The organism is Paraliomyxa miuraensis, from assembly GCF_026337845.1.
GTDB lineage: Bacteria > Myxococcota_A > Polyangia > Nannocystales > Nannocystaceae > Paraliomyxa > Paraliomyxa miuraensis.
In genome coordinates, this window is record NZ_JAOVZF010000160.1 from 222,303 (window position 1) to 243,478 (window position 21,176).

Consider the following 21,176-nt stretch of genomic DNA (forward strand, 5'->3'; position numbering starts at 1 on the left):
GGTAGGCGATCCATCGCGGCAGGCCCCGAAGGTCTAGGCGTCGGCCGCCGCCCCCGCGGCGCCGTGGGCCTCCACGCTCTGCGCCACGTGCGCATCCGCATCGGCCTCGCTCATCCCCAGCGCCACCAGCAGCTGCGGCGTCTGCTCGAACACCCGCGTGTTCTGCAGGTTGCCCACCAGCAGCAGGTAGGTGGCCACGTGGTGCGCCGGATACTTGGAGAGCAGCATGGTGGCCCCTTCCCTCAGCTTGTCCGGGGGGTTGGTCTCGCAGAAGTCCTCGTCGGTCTCACCCGCGCGGTGGGTCACCCCCAGGAAGTCGAGGTAGTCCACGAGCATCTGCCGATGGTGTCGCATCAGCCACTCGATGAGCAGCGCCAGCGCGAGCTGTCCGTTGCCGCCCTCGAGCTCGCCGTCGAAGCGCTTGCGCCACGCCTTGAGGCGGGCGGCCTTGGTGTAGGCGGTCTTGGGCACTCCGGTGCTGGTGCCGCCGGCCTTGAGCACGGCGCGCACTTCCTTGCCCGACAGCTCGCCGTAATAGGCGTCGATGTGCTCGTTGCCGAGGTGCTGGCAGATCTCGATCGGCGTCACTTGGGTCCTCTTGCGCTCTTCGTCTTGGAGTAAGGGTCGGGGAGAGTAGCCCGGATCGGAACGGGGCGAAACCGTGCCCGGGGCCCGGCGCGGCTCGTGGGCATCGAGCACGCATGGGTCCGTCGTCGGTCGGGGTCAGGACCGGGCGGAGACCGCCGCCGCGGCCACGTAGGCCTCATAGGCGTCGTGGAGCCGGCGCGTGAGCGGGCCGGCGGCCCCGTCCCCCACCAGCACCCCGTCGAGGAGCGTCACCGGCATGATCCCGCGCACGGAGCTGGTCAGGAACACCTCGTCGGCGGCGCGCAGGTGATCGGGCATGATCGTCGTCTCGGCCACCGGGGCGTGCAGCGACGCCGCGAGCTCGCACACCAGCTGTCGCGTGATGCCGGGCAAGAGGCCCGTGCGCAGGTGCGGGGTCTCGAGCCGCCCCCCCGCCACCATGAACACGTTGCTGGTCGCCCCCTCCGAGACCGCGCCCTCGGGGTTGCACATGATCGCGTCCTCGCCCCCCGCCGCGATCGCCTGGCGCAGCGCGAGGATGTTGTTGAGGTAGTTGCCCGACTTGATGGTGGGGTCCAGCGAGGTGCCGCCGACCTTGGTGATGCCCACGATCACGGCCGAGATCCCGCGCTCGTACGCAGCGGGGGTGGGCAGCACCAGCGGCTGCACCAGCACCACCAGCAGCGGCTCCTCGCTGTGTCGGGGATCGAGCGCCACCGGCCCCGAGCCGCGCGACACCACCACGCGCACGTAGCTCTCGGCGTTTGCGGTGGCGGCGTGCGTGCGCGCGATCGCGTCGGCGAGCTGCTCGTCGGAGAACGGAACCCGCAGCCCGATCCCATCGGCGCTGCGGCGCAGCCGGGCCAGGTGACGGACCAGCTCCAGCGGCTGCCCCCCCGCGGTGCGCATGGTCTCGTAGACGCTGTCGCCGTAGAGGAACCCGCGGTCGAACACGCTGATCTTGGCGTGCTCGGGATCGAGGGGCTCGGGATGCGTGGACAGCAGGACCTTGGTCGACATCGGCGGCGCGCCGCTTCGGTAGCAGAGCGAGCGCTTCCCCGCCAGACCGCCTGCCGTCGGGACCGCGATCGGGCGCCGGTGCGGGCCCACGGGCGCACGAGCCGCCCTCGTCTCGCTCGTGGGCCGCGATCACGTGGACGGCGGCCGGGGCAGCGTCCGTCGCAGGCGCCACACCGCGGTCGCGCCCTCGAGCACGATCCGCAGCGACATCTTGCTCTCGCCACGCACACGGTCGGGAAACACGATCGGGTGCTCCACCAGCGAGAACCCGGCCACCAGGGCGCGGTACTTCATCTCGATCTGGAACCCGTAGCCCCGGCTTCGCACCTCGGACAGCGGCAGCACCTCGAGCACGCGTCGGCGGTAGCACACGAACCCGGCCGTCAGATCGAGCACCCCGATCCCGAGCACGGTGCGCGCATAGAACGAGCCGCCGTAGCTGATTCCGAGCCGCACGTGGCTCCATCCCTCGATCCCGCCGCCCGGCACCCAGCGCGAGCCCACCACCACGTCGGCGCCGGCCCGTGCCTTGGCCAGCATCGGGCCGAGATGGGCGGGGTCGTGCGAGAAGTCGGCGTCCATCTCGAACACGTGGGTGTAGCCGGCCGGCTGCTGCAGCGCCCAGCGAAAGCCGTGCAGGTAGGCCGGGCCCAGGCCCTCCTTGCGGGCCCGGTGCACCACGTGGATCCGAGGATCGGCGGCGGCGCGCGCATCGGCCATGGCGCCGGTTCCATCGGGGCTCGCATCGTCGATCACCGCCACGTGGGCGCTCGGTTGCGCCTCCAGGATCGCATCGAGGATCGCGTCGATGTTCTCGCGCTCGTTGTAGGTGGGCACGAGCACCACCGGTCGAGCCGGCAATGTCGACTGCGAGGGAGAAGACGGTTCGGTGGGATCGTTCACGTGGATGGATCGGACGGCGCATTATCCGTCATGGCCGGCACTATACTAGCCAGCGAGCCAAGGCCGTGATCCTCGTCGATTCGGCTCGACGATCCCCAACGTCGTTTCCTTGGGCCGTCGTCGCTTCGCGGCGGCCCAATTTAATCGACCACCCGGCCAGCGGGGCGCGGCTTGCGTATGCTACGCTCGCCCTCACGCCCCCCCTTCGGAGACGTAGTCCAACTTGCGCAAGATTCGTTGCCACTACCCCTCCGCTGAGTCCTTCGTCGAAGCCATGTCCTCGGCCGGCGAGCCCAACGCGCTCACCGTGTTCACCACCGACTCGTTCGAGCCCGGCGAGGAGGTCCTGCTGGAGACGTACTTTCCCGGCCTTCCGGGCAAGATGATGGTCCGTGCGATCGGCAAGGACTGGCATGCGGCCCGCCCTCGCCTGAGGGTCCGTGCGGGCGGAATCCTGCGCTGCACGGGCAGCGAGTGGCGCAAACTGGAATTCCTCCAGCGGGTCGGCAATGGCGAGCTCCAGCTCACCGCGCGCCGACGCCACGTACGCCTGCCCGTGATGGTCGAGGTGCGCTGGCGCCATCAGGGCGACACCGAGTCGTTCATGGCGGCGCTCTCGGAGATCTCCGAGGGCGGCGCGCTGCTGCTCACCCGCAATCCACCGGGCGCCGGCAGTGGGGTCATCGTGGAGATCACGCCTCCGGGCAGCGAGCGCGCGCTCGAGGTGATGGCGACGGTGCGCAACACCAACAATCCCGACGGCGTCGGCCTGGAGTTCCAGGCCCGAGACGTGGGCGGCGTGCACCGGCTGCGCGAGGTGATCCGGCGCCTCGTCGAGCAATAGCCGAGACGTAGGCCGGGCGATGGCCGAACCACGGTCGAGCGACGGCCGAGCCGTGGCCAACGATGGAGCGATGACGGCCCCACGGCGCTGGCCGTCGTCCCCCGGTCCGCTGCTGGCGGGTCTGGGGCTCGTCGCGCTCGCCCTGGCGTGGTGGTGCCAACGCCCCGACGAGCCCTCTCCGGTCGACGAACCGCCCGCCACCACGCCCGTGGCCGCGGCCCTGCCCGGGTCGGACCCAGACCCCCGCCTGCCCGTGGCTGCGGACCCGATCCTGCCGACCGATTGCGATGCGCTGGCTGCCCTGGCGCGCGAGGGTGGCCCCGATGCGGTGCTCCTGGCGTGGCTGTGTCCGTCTCGTCCGCTCGACCCCGTCGTGGCGCGGGCCGCCTTGCTGGCCGTGCGAAGCCCCGACGAGGCCGCGGCCCTCGCACCTGCGCTTGCCGCACACCCCGCGCTCCAGGGGCTCGCTCGCCTGGTCGCCCAGGACGCGGCTGCGGTGCCGCCCGCGTCCTCGCTCGAGGATCCCGGCCGGGCCGTGGTCAGCCCGATCGACGACCACGTGCTGGCTCAGGTGCGGCGCGCCCATGCGGTGGTGACCACCCGGGGCCTGTCACACGCCGACCGCACCCGGGCCCAGGCGTTGTTGGCCAAGGTCTACCTCCAGGCCACCCAGCAGCTCGGCGTGAGCATGGACCGGCCACCCGAGCCCTTTGCTCGCCTCCTCGCCGGCCGGGCCCTCCACCACGGCCGGCTGTTCTGCCACGGCTACTGGCAGGGGCGCGTGGCCGGACTCGCTCGCCTGTTTCGCGAGCTCGAGCCGAGCCTGGCCTCGCTGGTGACCGCGCTCGAGGGCAGCCCCCACCACGCCGATGCGGCGCGGCTGTCGGTCGAGCTCGAGGACGCCCGTCGCTACGTCCAGCGCGACGGCCCGCGCGGCCGCATCGAGCGGTACTACGGCGAGCACAGCGGCCCCGCCTGGACCATCGACCGCCTGCGGCCGTTTCCGGCCGTGCTCGACCGCCTGCTCGACCTCGGCTTCGTCGACCTCGCGATTGCTCAGGCGATCGAGGAGGCGGTGCGCCCCGAGGGACCCGGCCTTCGCCCCATGGAACAGCTGCTCCGCGACGCGATGGCCCGGGCCGAGCGCAGCGAGTACCTGGCGCTGCTCGACGCTCGGCTCGCCCGCGCGCGTAGCCGGTCCCCACCGCCTCCCGAGTTCGGCACCAGTCCCCTGCGCACGGTGCCCATGCCATGGGACCGCCCCGAGGCCATCGCCAGCGAAGCCGCCGCCTGGATCGAGCGCGCTCCCCGGGAGGCCGACCTGGCGCGGAGCTACGCGCTGGGCCGTGCCCTGTTGCTCGTGCGCGCGCGGCCCGACGCGCTGGTGGTGCTCCTCGATCAGGCCACCGCCGAGGACGCGAGCCCGGCCCTCACCGAGGCCGCCGCGTGGCTCGAGCGGGAGCTGTGGGCTCGCGACGACGGTCGCCTGCCCTGGCTCGCGCGCCGGATCGCCGTGCACCCCCGGTCCCACCCCACGCCGTCCGACGCGAGCGACCCGAGCGACGCGAGCGAAGCCGAGCGCCGCCGACACTATGCCCTGCGCATGCGCGAGCTCGATCGACAGCCACGGGGACCCGGCCTCTGGCGCCGCGAGGGATGACCGGCGGGCCGCCCCAACACCGCCGCTTTGTGAGACCATCGGGGCCTCGAGGACATCGCCATGCGCATTCGGCTCGCTCCCCTTGCCCTGCTCACCACCCTCCCCCTGCTCGGCTGCGGCGCCGTGGAAGGCCAAGACGACGCCGAGCGCGGGATGCATGCCGTGATGGGCCTGCTCGGCACCGGGGTCCCCGCGGGGCTCCAGGCCGCCGTCGAGGACGGCCGCCCCACCGGGCTCGCATTCCGGGGCGCGGCCTTCGACCCCGCCCTGCTCGACGTCACCGGGAGCATCAGCCTCGACGTCGACGTCGACTGCCCCAACGGCGGCAAGCTCAAGCTCGACGGCGCGGCGTCGCTCGATGCCGAGATCGGGGACGTCGAGGGCTGGGACACCTACGCCGGTCTGGCCATCGAGTTCGACCTCGACGTGGCGTTCCGCCGCTGCAAGGTCGACGGCACCAAGATCGGCGGCGACCTGCACTACGCGCTCGACGTCAATGCCGACACCGACGCCCAGGCGGTCACGCTCGAGTGGAGCTACGTCGGCGACGTCACCTTCCGCGGCGACATCGAGGGTCGCTGTCAGATCGACATCGTGTCCTCGGCCAACAGCGGCAATGCGTTCTCCGATCTCGACGTCCGCGCCTACACGGGGACGATGTGCGGGGTTCGACGTCAACGAAGACCTCGGAATGGGCGACGCCGGCTGACGGCACGCTCGGCGCCCCTGAGGGCGCCTCGGCGCTTCGGGCTCCGCGACCTTCACGGGCACTGAAGATCGGTCTGCACCACCGCCTCGCGGCTCTGCAGGGCCGCAATGTCGGCGCAGTCGCCCTCGTCGAGGCCCGTCTCCACCGCGATGAGCGTGTCGCCCCGCCGGAAGGTCTCGTTGGCCACGAGCGGCGCGAGCTCGGCCAGCGTCGTCTCGCTGATGTCGAGCTCGCTGAGGATCGTGTGCAGCTCGACGCCCTCGAGGCTCGTCAGCGGGTTGCCCGACAGCCGCGCCGTGCGTAGCCCCTCCCAGCCCGCGAGCGTGTCGACCCGCGTGAGCATGTCGTTGCGCGCGCTGAGGACCTCGACCACCAGCAGCGGCGCGAGCGGGGTGAGATCGTCGATGCCCGTGGAATCGAGCACCAGCGTCTGCAGCGTGGCCGCCTGCGCGATCTGACCGAGCTGGGCTCCCGTCAGCGGGGTCCCGGTGAAGTTCACCGACTCCACCCCCGGCAGCTCGGCGAAGAAGCCGAGGTCGCCGGTCCGGCCCTCGACGAACGTCAGCGCCCGCAGCACCTGCCGCCCCGCCAGCGCCGAGAGGTCCTGGGTCTGCTCGTATCCTCCCGCCGCGAGCGAGCCCAGGAGCGGCAGCGTGCCCACCACGCTCAGATCGGAGAGCCCCTCGTTGTAGCGCACGTCGAGATCGCGCAGCTCCGGCAGACCCGTCGCCGGCGAGAGATCGGTGACTCGATTGATCGCCAGCAGCAGGCGCTGAAGGTCGTGCAGCCCCTGCACGCCGTCGATCGACACGACCGCGTTGTCGCCCAGGTCCAGCGTGGACAGGAGCGCCAGCTCGCGCACCGGGACCGTCGACGTGATCTCGTTCTCCTGCGCCACGATGCGGGTCAGCAGCACCATGCGCTCGACCCCCTCGAGGCTCGTCAGCGCATTGCGAGACGCCTCGAGCTCGCGCATCTCCACCGCATCCGCGAGCGGCTCGAGGCTGGTGATCGCATTGCCGTCGAGATCCACGTAGCGAAGGCGCGTGAGCCCGGACAGCGGCTCGATCGTGCCGATCTCGTTGTCGTCGAGCTCGAGCCCCGACAGCCGGGTCAGCCCCGACAGCGGCCCCACGTCGGTCACCGCGTTCTTGGACAGCACCAGCACCGCCAGCTCGGTCAGCCCCGACAGCGGGGCGACGCTGCCGATCTCGTTGTCGGCCAGGTCGAGCGCCTCGAGCCGGGTCAGCCCCGACAGCGGCCCGATGTCGCTCACGCCGTTGCCCGGCAGCGACAGCCGCGTCAGGCGATGCAGGGAGCCCAGCGCCTCCACGTTGGTGATCGCGTTGTCCGACAGCTCGAGCTGCTCGAGCCCGGTCAGATCGAGCAACGGAGTCACGTCGGTGATCTCGTTGCCGGCCAGCCCGAGGCTGAGCAACCCCTGGGCACACTCGAGCCCCCGAAGATCGGCGATGCCACGGCCGGGTGCGTTGAGCCCTCGGATCGCACGCAGGTACTGGGCCAGGATCACCGGCTCGGGGTCGGGCGCATCGGGGGGCAGATCCTCGGGCGGATCGGGCTGGCGTACCACGTCGAGCAACGCCTCGCGCAGCGCCGGGTCGGGGACCTCGATCTCCCCTTGGCACAGCTCGAGCTCGTCGTCCTCGCCGAGGAAGCCGGGGCCGGGCACCCCGGGCGAGCACGCGCCGAGACCGAGCACCGCTCCCAAAGATGGCACCATCGCGCGATGCCAGCGTCGACCTCGTGCGGCGCTTCCGTCCTTGGGGGAGGGCGTCTCGCTCATGTCCCCCAACGCTAGCGCCAAACGGCCGCGGGGGTAAACGAAGCCCACGGCTGGAGTGAAACCAAGCGTGCGTGGCCCAAGACGCCACGGGACGGTCATTGCGGACATGCCGGCGTCCGGGCCGCTCACGGCAGACGGAGCCCGGGCGAGCTGATATGGTCGGGGTACCGTGAAGCCATCACGCACCCCCTTCCTGGCCCTTTCCTTGCTCAGCTCGCTGGCCCTGCTCTCGGGCTGCTATGGCGATGTCGAGTCGTTCGCCAAGACCACCGCCAAGCACAGTTGCAAGCGCCTCGCCGAGTGTCAGCGCGCCGACTTCGAGGACCGGTACGGCGGAGATCTCGAGCGGTGCCGCGACGAGACCTACACCGACTTCCTCAACGCCTACGACATCGCGCAGGACTTCAACTGCGAGTACGACCCCGACGAGGGCAAGGCGTGCGGCTCGACCATCAAGAGCCTGCGCGGCGATTGCAGCGACGAGGCCGACCAGGACATCAACGACGCCTGTGAGGAGATCTTCGACTGCCCCATCGGACTGGTGCCCGATGATTCTCCCACCCCTGGGCAGCTCGCGGCCGAGGCACTGGCCTCGTTCCCCCCCGAGGACGACGAGCCGTAGGCTAGGACACGGGCACGGTGACCAGGGTCGAGCCCTCGAGCCGGTCCTGCAGGTCCTGCACGTCCTCGTCGCTCACCCCATAGTCGCCGATCATCACGATGTGGCCGCGGAATCCGTGGCGCTCGTGGAATTCGACCAGCGCATCCATGGCCTGGTGCAGGCGGCTGGGCTCGGCCTCGCCCTCCTTGGGCTTGGTCTCGGGGACCAGGGCCAGGAACATGGCCAGATCGCTGGGGGCCAGCTCGGTCAGCTCCGTATGGATCCGCACCGCGTTGCCCTCGATACCGGCGGGCCGTAGCGAGTCACGCGACACGCGATAGACGTACTCGCGTCCCACCGAGCGGGTCATGTGGAACACGACCACCTGGGTGTACGGGATCCCGGTGGTGCGGCTCTGGGCCCGGGCCAGCGCCACGGCCTGCGCAATGAGCCGCCCCATGCGGACCCCGCCCACCGCCACCACGATGGTGCGCTCGCCGGTCTCGATCGCGTCGCCCTCCACCGTCTCGATCACCCGCCGGAAGTAGCGGTAGCCGGCACGTATGAGCTGCCGGTGGTTGTAGCTGATCAGCACCAGGCCCACGAGCAGCGCCACCGACGACAGCAGCACCTGCAAGCTCTTGATCTGCTCGGCGTAGCGCGAGTAGAGGCCCAGGAGCGCAAAGCTGAGGAACACCACCCCGACCAGCGCGGCCACCGGGGTGCGCACGCCCGAGATCTTGAGGTTCCATGGCGCCCAGTAGATCCGCGGGTCGTCGCCCTTGTAGCGGCGCAAGAGGATGAACGCGATCACCCCCGAGAACATCACCAGGCCGAAGGTCGCGCCGTACCAGCGCTCGAGGATCTCCACGTCGGCGTCGCCCTCCCACGCCAGCATGAAGATCGCCACCAGCATCAGCAGGTTGATCCGCGCGAAGGCGCCGCGCTCGTTGGTGTTGAGCACCCGCCGCGGCAGCAGGCTGTCGCGCGCCATGGTGACCCACAGGCCCCGCGCCCCGGCAAAGCCGGTGTTGGTGGCGCCCAGCAGCATCAGCGCCGCGTTGGCCACGATCACCACGTTCCACACCTGGCCCAGGGTCTCCGAGCCGGTCACCCCGGTCACGCTGACCTTGCCCAGCACGGCCAAGAGGTAGCCCGACGCCCCCACCAGCTGGGCCGGCGGCAGCACCATGAACACCAGCAGCGACAGCGAGCCGCCGATCACCAGCAGGATGCTCAGCATCCACATGTAGATCCGGCGGACGTCGCGACGCGGATCCTCGAGCTCCTCGGGGATGTTCATGACCGACTCGACCCCCGAGGCGCCGAGGATCGACGAGCCGAGCGCGGCGGGAATGAGCGCAGCGCCCAGGGTGGCAAAGCCCGGCAGGAAGCTGCCCATCTCGTGGCCCAGGCCGTGCTCGGCGGCCGCCGTGTGCGCGGCTTGGGCCTCCACCACCGCCGCGTGCAAGGTCGCCCCCGACATGAAGTGGTCCCACTGACCGCCGTGGAGCAGCAGGTAGAGCAGGCCCATCAGGATCGTCAGGCCCATCACCCCCAAATTAATCAGGAAGATCGTCTTGCTGACCCGCACGCTCTCCTTGAGGCCGTAGTTGTTCAGCGAGAACAGCAGCATCAGGGGGGCGAGCATCACCACCACCCCCGCGGGGAACACCGACGACAGCGCCAGCGCGAGCACCGAGGTCAGGCCCACCGTGGTCACCGTGCGGCGCCACTGCCCCGGCATCACCCACACGCCGAAGCCGAGCGCCGGCAGCACCGACAGGCCGATCGCCGCCGCCACCCGCCCGCGGGCGAGCCCTCCCACCAGCGACGTGACGTAGTCGCTGTAGGACAGCAGGCTGACGATCGCGGTCGCGACGTAGGAGAACGAGATGATGACCCCCACCACGGCGGCCGCAATGATCGCCAGCTTGCCCAGGTGCGACAGGGCGTAGCGGGTCATCACGTAGGTGCCGCCGTTGGACAGGGTCAAGAGCACCGCCTCGATGTAGAGGGGCGCGAGCAGGAACAGCAGCGCGTAGAGGCCGATCTGGAACGCCGGAGTGGCGTAGCCCACCCCGGCCACGATGAGCGCGCCCGAGGAGTAGTACGGCGATGTCAGCGGGTCCGGACCGACGAGATACAAGCCCTCCTTCCAGGAGAGCTTGGGTTGCTCGTGCATGCTCGCGGCATCCGCCATGGCCGGTCGTCCTGCGGCGGGTTATGCACCCGCGGACCGAAGCGGGCAAGCGGCTCGGCGGGCTCGGCTCGCGGCGGGGGCGCGATCGTGTCGAAGGGACACACCTCGCTCGCGTCGCGTCGACCTCTTCGCTCACTCGTCGGAGGAATCGTTGCCATCACCGGAAGCAACGTGTCCGCGTCCCTCGAGGATCCGCGCCGGGATCCCCACCGCGAGCGCTCCGGCGGGCACGTCCTTGAGCACCACCGCATTGGCGCCGATCTTGGCGTTGTCGCCGATCGTCACGCCGCCGAGGATCTTGGCGCCCGGCCCCACGTCGACGCGTCCACCGAGCCGCGGAGCCCGACCCGTGCGCTCGTTGACCCCGAGCGTGACGCCCTGCGCGATCAAGCAGTTGGGACCGATCTCCGACTCGGGATGGATCACCACCCCTTGCCCGTGCAGGAGGATGAGCCCTCCGCCGAGCCTGGCATTGATGGGGATGTCCACCGCGAGCACCGAGCTCCAGAAGCGGTGGGGGATCACCCAGGCGCGCGAGGCCACCTGCCCCACCACGCCTCCACGCTGCTTCCAGTGCTGATAGCGGCGGATCGACTGCAGCAGGCGTCGCGTGGGATCCCAAAGGCCCACGGGCTCCTCGCGCTCCCACTCGGGCACGCGAGCGGAGATGTGCTCGCCGCTCTCGTACGGCGTGCCACGGCCGAGCGTCCGACGCACGGCGGTCGCAGCGGACTGCGTCAAGCCGCCCACGAGTCCGCCGAGCGCCCCCCGCAATCCGCTGCCGCGCCGTGCCACGCCCGCTAGCCTTCCTCGCCGCCGTCGGTCGGCACGGGTGCGGGTGCGGGCCCGTCCTTCCACATCTCGTCGCGCGCCTTGTGGATCTGTTTGAAGTTCGCGTCCGAGATCACATAGAACCACTGATCGAAGCGCTTGCGCAGCTTGGCCTCGCGCTCCTTGCCCGCCTGCTTCTTGGTCTCGTTGTCGGCCGCGATCCTGGCGGCCTCCTCGGGGTCGGTCGCGGGCGCGGCCGGATCCTCGACCACGTCGGTCTTCTCGAGCGTGCGATCGAGCGAGTCGTCGTAGACCACGTCGACGAACAGGAAGCGGCTGGCGGTCTTGTTGGTGTCGCCCTCGCCCTCCTCGGGCTCGACGCCCTCCTCCATCACGCCCTTGTCGGGGTCGTCGGAGGCAGCCGGATCTGCGGCCACGCCGGCCGACAGCGAGATCCCCGACTCGTAGGTGACCTCGCCGAACAGCAGCGAGTAGACCATCCCGTCCTCGGTGATCGCGGTCAGCGAGCCCTCGTTGCCGTAGAGCTGCGCGCGGCCGTCGGCGGTGGGCACGATGAAGAAGCCCTTGCGCTTCATGTCCTGCGCGAGGATCTGCTGCTCGATCATGTTGCGCACCTGCGGCCGCGGGCGCACGCCGACGATCTTGAGGTTGGCCATCTGCGTGAGCATCTGGCGCACCTTCATGCTGTCGAGCTGCTTGCCCTCGGGCACCTCGGTGCCCTCGGAGGACTGCCACTCCTGCTTGCTGCTGGCAGTGGGATCGGAGGCCTGGGCCTTGATCGGGTTGAAGCCGGTCACCTTGCCCTCGACCTCGTCGACCGTGTACGGGTCGTAGATCATCGAGATGAAGTCGTCGCGATCGACGTCGAGCAGATCCTTCTCGATCCAGTCCTCGAACTTGGTGCTGATGTCGAGCGACAGCTTGGTGCCGTAGACGCGCTTGCTGCCGTCGCCGCTGGGCATGCGCACGTAGTAGTAGCCCATGCGATCCTCGATCTGCTTGCCGACGATGATGTCGACCAGCACCGTGCCCGAGGCATCCTTGATCGTGATCCGCTGGCCCTTCTCGTCGCCCTTGCCCTCCGGCCCGTCGGGGTCGAGCACCCCGAACGCGGCGTGATTGGCCGGGTCGTCGCCGTAGTAGCGGTCCTTCTCGACGTCGATGAACGAGGCGGCCGCCTTGCCCATGCGCTCGGTGCCGTCGGCGGGGTAGTCGTTGTGGCTGGGGATCACCCAGCGCCCCTCCTTCTGCTCGACCTCGAAGCTGACGACCTTGGCCTCGTCCTCGTCCCAGGCCACCACCGACAGCGCGGTGGCGATGGTGGGATCGGTGAAGTCGGGGAACAGGGCCTCGCCCGTGTCCTCGAACTGCACCGGGGGCAGCTCCTGCGGGCGCATCGACCACGCCGTGGCGGCAGAGCCGAGCGCAAGGGCGACCATGATGATTGTCATGCGGTTCATCGGCTGGTTCCTTCCCTGGGTCTTGCCTTCGTGGCTCAGGCGCTGGCGCTCCGGCTCTTGGGGATCGACTCCGCCTCGCGGCGACGCCGGCGGGCGAAGATGAGGCCCGCGAGCACCAGCGCCGGGATCGGGGGCAGCACCACCGCCAGCAGGCGAACGCGGTCCTGGACCTCGCCGATCTTGCGCTTGGTCTGGGTCTCGATGTGATTGATGGTCTTGGCCTTCTCCAGCTCGATCTTGCCCTCCTTGACCTCGAGCCGCCGGTTCTCGGCCGCCTCGGCCGCCTTGGCCATGACCTCCTTGGTGGTCTCGTCGAGGTCGGTTCGGGCACGGATGGCCGCCACCGCGTCGTCGAGCGCCTTCTGGGCGTCTTCGAGCTCCTTCTTGGCGGTCTCGTTGGCCTTGGTGCGCTCCTCCTCGAGGGTCTTGCGCGCGCCCTCGGTCTCGTCCTCGATCCACGTCAGCCGCCGGAACTTGGGCTGGCGCTTGCGCAGCTCGATGAAGCGGTCGTCTCCCGCGAGCGAGTCGACGAGGTTCAGAAGGAACGTCACGTTGTCGAAGCGCAGATCGATGAGCCCGTCGCCGTCCGTGTCGCCGCCGCGCTCGCGCAGCTGGAAGAACTGGTCGTGGAACAGGTCGAGGTCGGCCACCACGATCACGTTGCGATCCTTGGGCGGCTGCGCCCCCTCGTCGACCGCCGTGCCTCCTCCCCCGCCGGTGACCCGGGCCGCGAGCACGTGGTGCTGGCCGTCGATCGGCGAGGCGGTGTAGGGCGGCGGCAGCATCTGCAGCCCGAACAGCGGGTGCTCGCTGACCATGTCGGTGAAGAGGTTGTACCCGGAGCGCGGGCTGGTGTGGACGAGCGGCGTGAAGGTCCCGCCGAAGCTGGCCGACTTGCGCAGCTCACCGCCGAACAGCACCACCACCTCCTCGAGGCCCGAGACCACGGGGTCGACGGCCTCGCCGGTGAACGGCCCCTGGGCGAACACGACCTGCTCGGGCACGCGATCGAACTGCGGGTGCGGGTTCTCGGTGTCGTAGAGGATCTTGTCGTCGGCCCACTCGATGCCGACCCGCTCGAGCAGCCCCCGGTAGTCGCCCTTGGGGGGTGGCGGCGGCGAGCCCCCCATCATCCCGCCCATGCCGCCCTGCGGGTTGGGCTTGGGCTGGCTGGGCGCCAGGCCCGGGTTGAAGGTGGGGAACGGATCGACGGTGAGCAGCGCGGGGCGCCCGGCGTCGATGTACTCGCCAACCTTGTCGAGCTCCTCCTGGGTGAGGCTGGGCAGCTGCGGGACGAGCAGCACGTCGACGTCGTCGGGGATCGACGCGGTGGGGTTCAGGCTGCGGACCTCGTACTGCTTGCGCAGCTCCTCGACGATGCGCCAGGCCGGCTGCTGCTGGCGGGTCTGGATGTCGAAGTTGCCCATGATCGGCGCATCGGTCCGCAGGACCCCCACGACCTTCTTGCCGTCCTGGGTGACCACCCGCAGCGCGCGAGCGATCTCGTACTCGACCGAGAGCCCGCGGCTGAGGAACGGGACCACCTCCTCGCGGGGGCCGCTGACGAACGCCAGGCCCAGGAAGGTGGGCTTGGCCTCGACGCGACCGCCCTCGCGCTCGGCGAGGACCTGCGGGAGGATCCCGTACTTCTCCATGGCCTCCTCGGCCTCGGGGGAGAACTCCTCGGGGGCCACGATGCGGACCTGCAGGCCCGGACCGCCCGAGTTCTCCATCTCGCGCAGGATGTTCAGCAAGCGCGAGCGAACCTCGGAGTACTCGGCCGGGACCTCGTCGCTCACGTAGGCGTGGACCATCACCGGGCGCTCGGCCGTGATGCTGCCGATGAGCCCGAGGGTCTCGGGGGTGAGCTGCGACAGGCCTTCCTCGGTGACGTCGACGCGGGCCTGCAGCTGGTGGCCCACGTAGGTGGCCGAGACCACCATGACGCCGAGTGCGAGGACGCGGATCAATCCTTCGTGTCGGGATGCGAGCGCCATGGCTACCAGCTCCTCCTTCCCAGCAAGAACGCGCACAGATACAAGAGGAGGGCGGTGCCTCCCGCGAAGTAGAGGACGTCGCCCATGCGGATGACGCCCTCGCCGAAGCTGGTGAAGTGCTCGGTGACCGACAGCGAGCCGAACAGCTCGGAGAAGCGATCACCGATGCTCGACTCGACCGCGCCGTCCGCCGACGGTGCCGCGGCTTCCTCGCCCTGCTCGGTCACCATCGCGATCCCTCGCGAGAGCCACAGGAGCCCCAGCAGGGCGGCGCTCCCCGCCGCGACCAGTCCCATCCAGTCGGCGGTCCCTCGCGCCGCGTACCACACGAGCATCACCACGAGCGTGCACAGCACCACGCCCACCAGGCCGGAGGCCCAGGGCAAGGTCCCGGCGAGCACCAGCATCAGGCAGCCGACCACCCCGAGGATGAAGGCCACCGTCGTGTTGGAGGTGAGCATCGAGGCCATGAGCCCGATGGCGGCGAACAACGCCCCCACGAGCCAGTAGCCCGCGATCGTGGAGAACATCAGCCCCTTGTCGGGATCGCCGAGGACCGACAGCACGCTGAGCTGTCCGATCGTCGTCAGCAGCAGCGAGAGCGTGAGCATGCCCAGGATTCCGAGGTACTTGCCCAGCACGACCTCGCCGTCTCGAACCGGCAGCGTCAGCAGCAGCTCGTCGGTGCCGGAGCGTCGCTCGTCGGCCCAGGCGTTCATGGTGAGCGCCGGCACGAAGATCATCAGGATGACCGACATCCACTCGTTGAGCGTCGCCAGATCGGCCAGGCCTCGCGCGAAGAACTCCTCGCGGAGGATCAGCACCGCCTGCGCCACGACGATGAACAACGTGATGAACACGTACCCGGTGGGGTTGCCCAGGTACACGCGCATGTCCTTGCGGAAGATCGCACTCACGACCTTGAAGTCGAGCATCAGGCCACCTCCTTCTTCTCGTCGGCCTTCTTCTTGGCCTCGCCGAGCTCCTTGGCCGCCTCGGCGAGGGCGTAGAAGCGCTTCTCGAGCGTGCTGTCGCCGCGCAGCCCGGCCACGGTACCGGTGAACACCACGCGGCCCTCGCTGACCATGATCACCTCGTCGGCGATTGCATCGACCTCCTGCAGGATGTGCGTGGACAGCAGGATCGTCTTGTCCTTGCCCAGCTCGCGGATGAGGCCGCGGACGTCGCGGATCTGCAGGGGATCGAGGCCCGAGGTGGGCTCGTCGAGGATCAGCACGTCGGGATCGTGCAAGAGCGCCTGGGCCATGCCCACGCGCTGTCGAAAGCCCTTGGAGAGCTTGTAGATCGGCTTGTGGAGCACCTCGCCGATCGAGCAGCGCTCGACCACGCGCTCGATCGCCTCGAGGGGCTTTGGCACCGCCCGCACGTCGGCAAAGAAGCCCAGCGACTCGAACGGGGTCATCTCGCGGTAGAGCGGACCGCTCTCGGGCAGGTAGCCGAGCTTGCAGGCCAGCTCGCGGCGCTGCTCGGCATGGGTGGGATCGAGCCCCAGCACCTTGGCCTTGCCCGACGTGGGCGAGAGGAACCCGGTCAGGATGCGCATGGTGGTGGACTTGCCTGCGCCGTTGGGGCCCAGGAAGGCCGCCACCGTGCCCATGCGGACCTCGAAGGAGACCTTCGTCAGGGCCGCAAAATTGCCGTAGCGCTTGCTGAGCTCCTTGGCCTCGATGGTGATCGGACGGGTCTTGTCTTCCTCGCTACCCATGTGCCGTCTCGCCCCCTGATGCTCGGTTTGGTTCGTCGGGTTGGTTCGGCCCGTCGGGGCCGGGAAGCAGGCGCTGCGGTCCCGGATGGATGGATCCCGGGTGGAACCACTGCGCCAATGGCGCACCGAAGCGCGGCGCATAGTCTTGTCATGTCGGCCGCTGGACGCAAGGGCCCACGAGCACAAATCAGCTCAAAGTGGGCGTAACGCACACCTGAACCCAGCCGGCGTGGACGTGTGAGGCCGCACCTCGCGCCGGTCCGGACGACCGGCCGGGTCGTGCGATGCTCCGCCCGTCTTGGACACGCCCACGCAGACCCCCGCGTCGACCCCCGCGCTGACGATGGAAGAGGTCGCCCGCCACGATGGCCGGGATGGCACGTACTGGATCGAGGTTCGGGGCGAGGTCTACGACATCACCGAGTTCGTGGCGAAGCATCCGGGCGGCTCGATCCTCACGCTCGGGGCGGGCCGGCACGCCACCACCCTCTTCGAGTCGTACCACCTGGGCTCCGGCGTTGGCCGGGCGCAGCGCGTGCTGCCCCGGCGAGCCCGGCACGTGGGCTCCCTGAGGGCAGAGGAACGGCAATCCTACGGCGATCCGACCTTCGTCGACACGCTCCGGGAGCGAGTCGCCAGGCATCTCGCCGAGCGCGGCCTGCACCACAAGAGCGGGGGCTGGATCGTCGCGGTGGAGTCCGTGGTGCTCGTCTCGGTGTTCCTGGTCGCATGGTGGTTTCGGGCCACCGAGGCCTCGTACCTCGCGGCCATCGTCGGCGGCCTGATGATGGCGCGGCTGGGCTTCGTCATGCACAGCGGCAACCACCACGCGGTCAGCCGGCGCCCGTGGCTGAACGAGGCGGTGGGCACCACCATGGACCTCATCGGGGGCTCGAGCTACATCTGGAAGGTCGAGCACCAGTTCTCGCACCACTGCCACCCCAACGTCACGGGCCTCGACAACGACGCGGAGATCGGCTTTCCGCTGCTGCGCTTCCACCCGGCGCTGCCGCGCAAGCCCTGGCACCGGATCCAGACGGTGGGCCTGGCGATCGGCATGAGCTTCGGGCTGGTCAAGTGGGTGCTGACCGACTTCGTGTACCTCGCCCGCGGCCGGGCCACGCACGCGCCGTTCCACGTGTCGAGCGGGCAGTGGGCCAAGGTCGCGGTGTTCAAGAGCCTGTGGTTCGGCATGCACGTGGCCGTGCCCGTCGTGCTGATCGGGCCGCTGCACGGCCTGCTCTCCACGCTGGTGATGCTGGCGATCGCCGCCTACTACATGGAGGGGATCTTCATCGTCAATCACCTGCAGCGGGACCTCGTGCCGGTCGACGGCGCGCACTGGGCCGAGCAGCAGGTGATGGGCACTGCCAACTGGGGCGCCGGCAAGCGCTGGACGAACTGGATCTCGGGCGGGCTGAACCACCAGGTCGAGCACCACCTGTTCCCGAGCATGCCGGTGCACCTCTATCCCGTGATCTCCCCAGTGGTGCGCCGCACCTGCGAGGAGTTCGGGCTGGTGTATCGGGACTACCGCGGGTTCGCGAGCGCGCTCGCAGACTGCATGGGATACCTGCACGAGCTGGGGCGGCCGGTGTCAGTGGTCGACCCCGAGCCGGTCGCAGCGGAATAGTCGGCCGCGTGGCCGTGTAGCCGCGGACCGCGCCGTCCGGGTGGAGTAGCCTGCCCCCGAGGACGCCATGCCCCGCCCCACGTTCGCCGATCCCAAGACCGATTTCGCGTTCAAGCGGATCTTCGGCTCCGACGAGCACAAGGACGTCCTCATCGCCTTCCTGAACGACGTGCTCGAGCTCGACCAAGCGCACCGCATCACCGAGGTGGAGCTGCTGGCTCCCGAGCAGCGCCCCGTCGTCGACGAGCTGAAGCTCTCGATCGTGGACGTCAAGTGCACCGACGCGCGTGGTGTGGTCTACGTGGTCGAGATGCAGGTGCTGCAGGTCGAGGGCTTCGAAAAGCGCGTGGTCTACAACGTGGCCAAGGCCTACGTCAACCAGATCGCCCGCGGCGAGCTCTACCCCAACCTCGGCGACGTCGTGGGCATCACCATCTGTGACTTCGAGCTGTGGCCCGACGATGGCGAGCGCAAGATCCCGATGCTCAGCCGCTGGAGCATGTCCGAGCAGCACACCCGCGCCAACGGCCTGGGACAGATCCGCTTCGTCTTCCTCGAGTTGCCCAAGTACGACGATAGCCGCCCGCCCCAGACGATGATCGAGAAGTGGGCGTATTTCTTTCGGGAGGCGGACGAGCTGTCGGTCGTGCCGGAGGTGCTGGCCGAGCACCCATTCATCGACGCGTTCGAGGCAGCCCGCACGGCGGGCTTCACCAAGGCCGAGTGGGAGGCGTACATCCTCGCCGGCATCGCGATCCAAAACGAGCGTGGGGCGCTGGTGGTGGCCGAGCAGCGGGGGCGGACGCAGGGCCTGCGACAGGGTGTGCAGTCGCTGTGCCGCGCGCTCCGCATCGAGCTGACCGAGGAGCGTCGGCGCGAGCTCTTCGGGCTCGGTCCACGGGAGCTGGAGGCCCTGCTCGCCCGGCTCGAGGCGCAGGGACGCTGGGAGTGAGCGCGGTGGCTCACCGGCAACGATCGATCCGCCACGTTCGACGTCTCCTTTGGGTGGTGGGCGGCAACGATTGACCCGTCACGCTCGACGGTTGACACCGCGGCGCGCTCGGGCTTTCGTGAATCATGCGCTGCTCGACGATCGCCCCTGCTCTGCTCCTTGCGCTCGCGTCCACTCCCGCCGCCGCGGCCGTGGCCTGGACGGGGGATTTCGAGACCGGCGACCTGTCGCAGTTCGACTTCGTGCTGAACGGCACCGTGGGCGGCACCGACTACGCCACCGTGGTGCAGGACATGGTGCTGCAAGGGGCTCATGCCGCACGCATCGAGCTGCACGACGATGCCGTGTGGCCCAACGGCCTGCGAAGGGTCGAGCTGCAGCACCTGCCCGAGGCCGCGCGCACGGCCGAGGGCGCCACCACCTGCTTCGGCTGGAGCTTCCATCTCCCCGAGACGCTGCCCGAGGATCCCGGGCACACGCTGGGCTACTGGGAGTCGCAAGACAGCTACCAGCAGATGATGGCGTTCAACACCAACGGCGACGACATCCGCTTCATCACCCAGCAGCCGAGCTACACCGAGCACTGGAACGCCCAGGACGTGCTCACGCCGGGGGTCTGGCACCGGATCTCGATGTGCGTGCTGTGGTCCCAGGATCCCGGCGTGGGCCTGGTGCACGTGTGGTTCGACGGACAGCAGGTGGTGACCGCGGCCTCGGCCAAGACGCTGGCCGACGGCAACCCGCACTTCGCCCAGATCGGCCTGCTGCGCGGCAACGTGAACTATCCGGGGGTGCCGGTGATCTACATCGACGACGTGGTCGAGGGCGACACGATCGAGGACGTCGATCCGCCCGAGCCACCCGGCGGCAGCGACTCGGGCGACGGGACGGCCGACGACACCGGCAATCCCCCGCCCGCCACCGGCACGGGCCCCGAGGACGACACGGGGCCGTCGACCAGCGGATCCAACCCAACGAGCGGCAGCGCGGATGCGACGGAGGGTCCCGAGCCGACGCCGACCGACGGCAGCTCGGGTCCTCCCGATGCCTCGGGCGACGACGAGGGCAAGGGCTGCGGCTGCCGCACGCGCGGCGAGCCTGCATCGCCGTGGTGGCTCGCATGGCTCGGCGCGCTCGGGCTCCGGCGCAGGCGTCGATGAGCACCTCGACCCTTGCGCTCGTCTCGCACCGATCCAGCGCTGCCCGCGAATGGTCACCGAGCGCAGCGACGGCCCCTTGCTCGCGTCCTCGCTGCGCTTCATCACCAGCCGATACTGCGCATGGCGACCCGCCCTCGAGTACCGCGGCGACTCACCAGGATCAGGGCGAGCCACCCGGCGTGGGCACGCGAGCATCGCAGCGCCGACGCTCGACGACCGCGACTCCCGGCCCGCGCCGTTGTTGGGTGACCTCGATCTCGGTACGCTGGCCGGCTCCGACTCGGACGCTGGGGGTGGCGACCTCGGCCCCCGACGCATGGAGCGCCACGCGAAGGCGCCCCCTAGCCGCGGACGAGGGCGCCTGCACGCACTCTCCGGGGAGGACCACGCGATCGGCCACCTTCAGCTCGTAGGGGCCCTCGGACTCCGGCGAGAGGCAGAGGATGGCCGGGGCCTCGGGCTCGCACGCACGTTGATCGGTGCGCTGCCATCCCTGCGACGGCATGCAGCCCCAGAGCGCCGCGCAGAGGCCCCACGTGCCGGCCCGGCCCGCACCACGCACGGCCCTGCGGACGGCCACGCGGACCGCAGGAACCGCCCCGGAGGCAGCCGCGCGCGCGCGACTGTGGCAAGCTGGAGCTCGATGCCGCGCCCCACCACCAAGCGCGACAACCATGGACGCGCCACCCGGGCCTCCGACCTGGCGTGGCGGGAGATCCTCAAGACCGTTCCGCGCGACCGCATCGAGCTGGCGCAGCTGCAGAACGCGTGGTCGCGGGTCGTGCCGCGACACCTGCAAGAGGTCGCGTGGCCCGCATGGCTCGGCAACGGAAGACTCGTGATCCATGTGACCGACAATCAGTGGCTGCACGAGCTGAGCTATCTTCGCCAGGACCTGCTGGCCAAGCTGCGCCGCGCGTGCCCCCACGCGAAGCTGCAGGGGCTGCGGCTGCGCGTGGGCGAGGTGGAGGTGGTGCCCGCGCCCGAGCCCGTGCCCGATCCAGTGATCGCCGGTCTGCCTCGCGAGCCCGAACGATCGACCATCGCGGCGATGGAGGCGATCGAGGACCCCCAGCTGCGCAACGCGGTCGCGACGGCTCGGCTCGCGTTGGGCTCCCGCTGAC

The 21,176-nt window shown here is 69.9% G+C and carries 19 protein-coding genes; 8 read left to right on the forward strand and 11 right to left on the reverse strand.

Annotation, left to right across the window (positions count from 1 at the left end; translation table 11 throughout):
- Window positions 1–33: 33 nt before the first annotated feature.
- The 3 genes from OEB96_RS34235 to OEB96_RS34245 form a co-directional block, all read right to left on the reverse strand.
- Window positions 34–588: a hypothetical protein gene (locus OEB96_RS34235; protein ID WP_266221050.1), complete on the reverse strand. Its 555-nt coding sequence runs from the start codon at window positions 586–588 to the stop codon at window positions 34–36.
- A gap of 135 nt (window positions 589–723) precedes the next feature.
- A complete protein-coding gene (locus tag OEB96_RS34240; RefSeq protein WP_266221051.1) occupies window positions 724–1,608 on the reverse strand; it encodes an aminotransferase class IV in 885 nt (294 codons plus the stop codon).
- A 129-nt stretch (window positions 1,609–1,737) separates the two neighbouring features.
- Window positions 1,738–2,511: a polyprenol monophosphomannose synthase gene (locus OEB96_RS34245; protein WP_266221052.1), complete on the reverse strand. Its 774-nt coding sequence runs from the start codon at window positions 2,509–2,511 to the stop codon at window positions 1,738–1,740.
- A 274-nt stretch (window positions 2,512–2,785) separates the two neighbouring features.
- Between OEB96_RS34245 and OEB96_RS34250 the strand changes: the two genes are divergently transcribed.
- From OEB96_RS34250 to OEB96_RS34260, 3 genes are read left to right on the forward strand one after another with little or no spacing between them, the layout of a single operon-like run.
- Window positions 2,786–3,355 (forward strand): PilZ domain-containing protein, encoded by a 570-nt coding sequence (locus OEB96_RS34250; RefSeq protein ID WP_266221053.1) that lies wholly within the window; start codon window positions 2,786–2,788, stop codon window positions 3,353–3,355.
- Between the two features lie 19 nt (window positions 3,356–3,374).
- Window positions 3,375–5,015, forward strand: coding sequence for a hypothetical protein (locus tag OEB96_RS34255; protein ID WP_266221054.1), 1,641 nt, complete (start codon window positions 3,375–3,377; stop codon window positions 5,013–5,015).
- Window positions 5,016–5,075: 60 nt separating this feature from the next.
- On the forward strand, window positions 5,076–5,789 hold the full coding sequence (locus OEB96_RS34260) for a hypothetical protein (protein WP_266221055.1): 714 nt from the start codon (window positions 5,076–5,078) through the stop codon (window positions 5,787–5,789).
- Here OEB96_RS34260 and OEB96_RS34265 read toward each other — a convergent pair.
- Window positions 5,777–7,465 (reverse strand): leucine-rich repeat domain-containing protein, encoded by a 1,689-nt coding sequence (locus OEB96_RS34265; RefSeq protein WP_266221056.1) that lies wholly within the window; start codon window positions 7,463–7,465, stop codon window positions 5,777–5,779. The two genes, OEB96_RS34260 and OEB96_RS34265, sit on opposite strands and share 13 nt — an antisense overlap.
- Before the next feature lie 232 nt (window positions 7,466–7,697).
- Here OEB96_RS34265 and OEB96_RS34270 point away from each other — a divergent pair, with 232 nt between their 5' ends.
- Window positions 7,698–8,150, forward strand: a complete 453-nt coding sequence (locus tag OEB96_RS34270) for a hypothetical protein (RefSeq protein WP_266221057.1) — start codon at window positions 7,698–7,700, stop codon at window positions 8,148–8,150.
- Window position 8,151: 1 nt separating this feature from the next.
- Here the strand turns inward: OEB96_RS34270 and OEB96_RS34275 are convergent, their stop codons facing one another.
- The 6 genes from OEB96_RS34275 to OEB96_RS34300 all read right to left on the reverse strand — a co-directional run bounded on the left by OEB96_RS34275 (window position 8,152) and on the right by OEB96_RS34300 (window position 16,307).
- A complete protein-coding gene (locus OEB96_RS34275) occupies window positions 8,152–10,332 on the reverse strand; it encodes an APC family permease (RefSeq protein WP_266221058.1) in 2,181 nt (726 codons plus the stop codon).
- Between the two features lie 132 nt (window positions 10,333–10,464).
- Window positions 10,465–11,127: a serine O-acetyltransferase gene (locus OEB96_RS34280; protein ID WP_266221059.1), complete on the reverse strand. Its 663-nt coding sequence runs from the start codon at window positions 11,125–11,127 to the stop codon at window positions 10,465–10,467.
- A gap of 5 nt (window positions 11,128–11,132) precedes the next feature.
- Window positions 11,133–12,584: a DUF4340 domain-containing protein gene (locus OEB96_RS34285; protein WP_266221060.1), complete on the reverse strand. Its 1,452-nt coding sequence runs from the start codon at window positions 12,582–12,584 to the stop codon at window positions 11,133–11,135.
- Window positions 12,585–12,619: 35 nt separating this feature from the next.
- Entirely contained in the window at window positions 12,620–14,581 is a 1,962-nt protein-coding gene (locus OEB96_RS34290; protein ID WP_266221061.1) for a GldG family protein, read from the reverse strand.
- 2 nt (window positions 14,582–14,583) lie between these two features.
- The gene (locus OEB96_RS34295) at window positions 14,584–15,516 is read right to left on the reverse strand and encodes an ABC transporter permease (RefSeq protein WP_266221062.1); all 933 of its coding nucleotides are present in this window, start codon (window positions 15,514–15,516) and stop codon (window positions 14,584–14,586) included.
- Complete coding sequence (locus OEB96_RS34300; protein WP_266221063.1) at window positions 15,516–16,307, reverse strand: ABC transporter ATP-binding protein; 792 nt, start codon at window positions 16,305–16,307, stop codon at window positions 15,516–15,518. The genes OEB96_RS34295 and OEB96_RS34300 overlap by 1 nt, the downstream gene beginning before the upstream one ends.
- A gap of 298 nt (window positions 16,308–16,605) precedes the next feature.
- Here OEB96_RS34300 and OEB96_RS34305 point away from each other — a divergent pair, with 298 nt between their 5' ends.
- The 3 genes from OEB96_RS34305 to OEB96_RS34315 all read left to right on the forward strand — a co-directional run bounded on the left by OEB96_RS34305 (window position 16,606) and on the right by OEB96_RS34315 (window position 20,052).
- Entirely contained in the window at window positions 16,606–17,940 is a 1,335-nt protein-coding gene (locus tag OEB96_RS34305; RefSeq protein WP_266221064.1) for a fatty acid desaturase, read from the forward strand.
- Between the two features lie 67 nt (window positions 17,941–18,007).
- Window positions 18,008–18,892, forward strand: coding sequence for an Rpn family recombination-promoting nuclease/putative transposase (locus OEB96_RS34310; protein WP_266221065.1), 885 nt, complete (start codon window positions 18,008–18,010; stop codon window positions 18,890–18,892).
- A 125-nt stretch (window positions 18,893–19,017) separates the two neighbouring features.
- Window positions 19,018–20,052 (forward strand): heparin lyase I family protein, encoded by a 1,035-nt coding sequence (locus OEB96_RS34315; RefSeq protein ID WP_266221066.1) that lies wholly within the window; start codon window positions 19,018–19,020, stop codon window positions 20,050–20,052.
- A gap of 160 nt (window positions 20,053–20,212) precedes the next feature.
- Here the strand turns inward: OEB96_RS34315 and OEB96_RS34320 are convergent, their stop codons facing one another.
- Entirely contained in the window at window positions 20,213–20,557 is a 345-nt protein-coding gene (locus OEB96_RS34320) for a hypothetical protein (protein WP_266221067.1), read from the reverse strand.
- 138 nt (window positions 20,558–20,695) lie between these two features.
- On the opposite strand from OEB96_RS34320, the gene OEB96_RS34325 reads away from it, so the two are divergent.
- Window positions 20,696–21,175: a DUF721 domain-containing protein gene (locus OEB96_RS34325; protein ID WP_266221068.1), complete on the forward strand. Its 480-nt coding sequence runs from the start codon at window positions 20,696–20,698 to the stop codon at window positions 21,173–21,175.
- The last annotated feature ends 1 nt before the right edge of the window (window position 21,176 follow it).

Bases quoted from the DNA above. Each gene is read 5' to 3' on its own strand.
- OEB96_RS34240 (WP_266221051.1), bottom strand. From the start codon at position 1,608: ATGTCGACCAAGGTCCTGCTGTCCACGCATCCCGAGCCCCTCGATCCC.
- OEB96_RS34275 (WP_266221058.1), bottom strand. From the start codon at position 10,332: ATGGCGGATGCCGCGAGCATGCACGAGCAACCCAAGCTCTCCTGGAAG.
- OEB96_RS34255 (WP_266221054.1), top strand. From the start codon at position 3,375: ATGGCCGAACCACGGTCGAGCGACGGCCGAGCCGTGGCCAACGATGGA.
- OEB96_RS34295 (WP_266221062.1), bottom strand. From the start codon at position 15,516: ATGCTCGACTTCAAGGTCGTGAGTGCGATCTTCCGCAAGGACATGCGC.
- OEB96_RS34325 (WP_266221068.1), top strand. From the start codon at position 20,696: ATGCCGCGCCCCACCACCAAGCGCGACAACCATGGACGCGCCACCCGG.
- OEB96_RS34265 (WP_266221056.1), bottom strand. From the start codon at position 7,465: ATGGTGCCATCTTTGGGAGCGGTGCTCGGTCTCGGCGCGTGCTCGCCC.
- OEB96_RS34310 (WP_266221065.1), top strand. From the start codon at position 18,008: ATGCCCCGCCCCACGTTCGCCGATCCCAAGACCGATTTCGCGTTCAAG.
- OEB96_RS34260 (WP_266221055.1), top strand. From the start codon at position 5,076: ATGCGCATTCGGCTCGCTCCCCTTGCCCTGCTCACCACCCTCCCCCTG.
- OEB96_RS34315 (WP_266221066.1), top strand. From the start codon at position 19,018: ATGCGCTGCTCGACGATCGCCCCTGCTCTGCTCCTTGCGCTCGCGTCC.
- OEB96_RS34250 (WP_266221053.1), top strand. From the start codon at position 2,786: ATGTCCTCGGCCGGCGAGCCCAACGCGCTCACCGTGTTCACCACCGAC.
- OEB96_RS34285 (WP_266221060.1), bottom strand. From the start codon at position 12,584: ATGAACCGCATGACAATCATCATGGTCGCCCTTGCGCTCGGCTCTGCC.
- OEB96_RS34290 (WP_266221061.1), bottom strand. From the start codon at position 14,581: ATGGCGCTCGCATCCCGACACGAAGGATTGATCCGCGTCCTCGCACTC.
- OEB96_RS34320 (WP_266221067.1), bottom strand. From the start codon at position 20,557: ATGCCGTCGCAGGGATGGCAGCGCACCGATCAACGTGCGTGCGAGCCC.
- OEB96_RS34300 (WP_266221063.1), bottom strand. From the start codon at position 16,307: ATGGGTAGCGAGGAAGACAAGACCCGTCCGATCACCATCGAGGCCAAG.